Origin of the sequence: Pseudomonas sp. 51_B, assembly GCF_017491595.1 — a bacterium.
Classification (GTDB): domain Bacteria; phylum Pseudomonadota; class Gammaproteobacteria; order Pseudomonadales; family Pseudomonadaceae; genus Aquipseudomonas; species Aquipseudomonas promysalinigenes.
The window spans coordinates 1-550 of sequence record NZ_JAFGYW010000136.1 but is presented as its reverse complement, the minus strand read 5'-3'; the positions used below and the strand labels follow the sequence as shown (position 1 = coordinate 550).

1 protein-coding gene is annotated in these 550 nt (G+C 60.0%); it reads right to left on the bottom strand.

Annotation, left to right across the window (positions count from 1 at the left end; genetic code table 11):
* The coding region (locus J5M56_RS24025) for an NAD(P)H-dependent oxidoreductase (protein WP_207937943.1) at positions 1–398 on the bottom strand (398 nt) is incomplete at its 3' end.
* Between the last annotated feature and the right edge of the window lie 152 nt (positions 399–550).

The window sequence follows — 550 nt, the reverse complement described above, 5'->3', positions numbered from 1 at the left end:
AGATACGCGAGCACGTTGCGCAGATGCTGCTGCGCAAGCGCGGTGCCGGTCGCGCCCGGCGATGTGCCGAGCACGGCGGCCGGCTTGCCCGACCACGAATTGCTCCCCCACGGGCGCGATCCCCAATCGAGCGCGTTCTTCAGCACGCCGGGCATCGCACGGTTGTACTCCGGCGTGACGAACAGCAAGCCCTGCGCGGCTTCGATCGTCTGCTTGAAATGTTTGGCCACGTCGGGAAAGTCGGCGTCGGAATCCTGGCTGTACAGCGGCAGCGAGCCGATATCGACCGGTTCGAACGACAAGTCGGCCGGCGAGAGCAAAGCCACGGCGTTTGCAAGCGCGCGATTGAACGACTCGCGCCGTAGACTGCCGACAATGACTGCAATGCGATAAGTCATCTGGATCTCCTTCCGTTCAGTAGGTAATCGACTGGTTTTGTTTCCGATTCTGCATCAACCGGCCCTTTTATGTGCAAGCCAGCTTGAATCCCGGTGCATCGGGGCTTCGAACCAGATTTCCACACAGTTGTCCACAGAAACTGTGGATAACT